Genomic DNA, 1,865 nt, shown 5'->3' on the forward strand with positions numbered 1-1,865 from the left:
TCCTGGCCGAAGCCATTTCGCGCCTGCGTCAAGGGAAAGTGAGCTGTCAGCCTGGATATGATGGGAAGTATGGCGTGATTCGCATGACTAATACGGCTGTTTTTTAGCGTTGCGAGGAGAGCTGATGGAATTTATAGGTGGCGATATTCGACAAGGCGATTGCCTTGAGTTGATGAAAGGTATACCTAATCAGTCAATTGGTATGATCCTGTGCAATCTCCCTTATGACACAACCCGAAATAAATGGGTCAGCGTTATTCCGCTGGATGCGCTGTGGGCTGAATATAGACGCATCATCAAGCCCAGGGGCGAGGAAACTAACAGCTGTATTGTGCATAGTATTAATAATTCAATAGTCGCCGATACTGACGATACACTGTTAATCGTTCACAGAGAGCGCGTCCAAGATATTCGCAATATCGTGAGCAAATTAACGGCACTTGATAGTCCAAGCTACAGAGAGTTTCCACCGATGCATCGTCCGTGGGGGACTTATACAGTATTGCAGAAAGGTGTAGGGTTCAAACTCAAGCGCATCTGAGGTAAAACCTGGTGCAAGTTTAAGTCTGCAGTCTCACAGACACAGAAGTGAGCACTGGGAGAAGAATTGAGAAGAACAGGAGATAGTCATGGTTGGTAAAATCATACAATTCGCTCTTAAATATGTGCCTGGTGCTAAGTTGTTGCGTGATTTACGGAGATTTATCATTACTTCTAATCAGCAAAAAGCTGAGTTTGAACATCTTTCATCAAAAATAAAGAGTTGGGAAACACTTTTTCAAAGTGTAGGGATTAATAACATAGAACTATATTGCAATGTTTTGTCAAAGCGCTTTGACCTTCAATCGCATTTTTTAAAAACCTCTAAGTCACAAATCGATCAGGATTTATTTGTATTATTTGCATTGCAAGGAAAAGTGAATGGATTCTTTGTTGAGTTTGGGCTACTAATGGAGTGGACTTCAGCAACACATATTTACTGGAAAAAAAGTTCAATTGGGCAGGAATATTAGCTGAACCAGGAAAAACCTGGCATACAGATTTAAAGAAAAATAGAAACTGCAAAATTGATAAAAGATGTGTTTACAACTCTTCTGGAAAAACATTGGTCTTTGCAGATTCAGTGGAGCCCACGCTGTCAACTATAGAAAATTTTGTTTCCTGTGACGGCCATACATCAGCAAGAAATAAGAATAAAAAATATGAAGTGGAGACAGTTTCACTAATTGACTTATTACAAGCTAATAATGCTCCGTACGAGATTGATTATTTATCCGTAGATACAGAAGGTAGTGAGTTGGAAATTTTGAGCGCATTCGATTTTAGTATGTATAATATAAGAATCATCACAGTAGAACACAACTACACAGCTAATCGCGAAAAAATCCATAAATTGTTGTCGAACCACGGGTTCAAACGTGTATTCGAAGAGTACTCTTACTTTGAAGACTGGTATGTGCAGGGAGGTATATTGAGTTCGGAGAAAGCGCTTTGAACAGAGAGTGTATGTGCATCTTGCGTTCATCTAGTGAAATAATCATAAGGTCAAGATCAAAGTTTACAATTCTAGATGATTTTCTGGAGATATTTCAATATCGCGAGCTGTTGTGCACTCGCATTACGCGATATTAAGGCGCGTTATAAACAGAGTGTTCTTGAGTATTCTTTGGGTTGTCATCCAACCAATTGTGACCTGCCTCGTTTTCACCATCGTGTCCGGACATTTTGTGCGTGTACATCCTATCCTGTTTTTGTGTGGCAATTTTTTAGTCGTAATCTCGGTGAGCAAGAACGCAGGCCCGCATAATATCACATTCTCGAGCATGCAGCGCTGAATGATATCGAAAAAGCCGAATCCTCACTCC

At 40.4% G+C, this 1,865-nt stretch carries 3 protein-coding genes and 1 pseudogene; all 4 read left to right on the plus strand.

Features of this window, described 5'->3' with window-relative positions; all coding sequences use genetic code 11:
• Positions 1–124: 124 nt before the first annotated feature.
• The 4 genes and pseudogenes from S1OALGB6SA_RS08305 (at position 125) to S1OALGB6SA_RS08315 (ending at position 1,495) form a co-directional block, all read left to right on the plus strand.
• On the plus strand, positions 125–541 hold the full coding sequence (locus tag S1OALGB6SA_RS08305) for a hypothetical protein (RefSeq protein ID WP_230204508.1): 417 nt from the start codon (positions 125–127) through the stop codon (positions 539–541).
• 1 nt (position 542) lies between these two features.
• Positions 543–611: pseudogene (locus S1OALGB6SA_RS10950) on the plus strand (hypothetical protein); the annotation flags it as partial.
• Positions 612–629: 18 nt separating this feature from the next.
• A complete protein-coding gene (locus tag S1OALGB6SA_RS08310) occupies positions 630–1,013 on the plus strand; it encodes a hypothetical protein (RefSeq protein WP_124033147.1) in 384 nt (127 codons plus the stop codon).
• Positions 956–1,495 carry an FkbM family methyltransferase gene (locus tag S1OALGB6SA_RS08315; RefSeq protein ID WP_124033148.1) on the plus strand — a complete coding sequence of 180 codons (540 nt, stop codon included), beginning with the start codon at positions 956–958 and terminating at the stop codon, positions 1,493–1,495. Before S1OALGB6SA_RS08310 ends, S1OALGB6SA_RS08315 begins: the two co-directional genes overlap by 58 nt.
• The last annotated feature ends 370 nt before the right edge of the window (positions 1,496–1,865 follow it).

Origin of the sequence: Olavius algarvensis spirochete endosymbiont (assembly GCA_900608495.1) — a bacterium.
GTDB lineage: Bacteria > Spirochaetota > Spirochaetia > DSM-2461 > DSM-2461 > UBA2779.

Coding starts and splice junctions, on each gene's coding strand:
- S1OALGB6SA_RS08305 (WP_230204508.1), top strand. CDS start 125: ATGGAATTTATAGGTGGCGATATTCGACAAGGCGATTGCCTTGAGTTG.
- S1OALGB6SA_RS08310 (WP_124033147.1), top strand. CDS start 630: ATGGTTGGTAAAATCATACAATTCGCTCTTAAATATGTGCCTGGTGCT.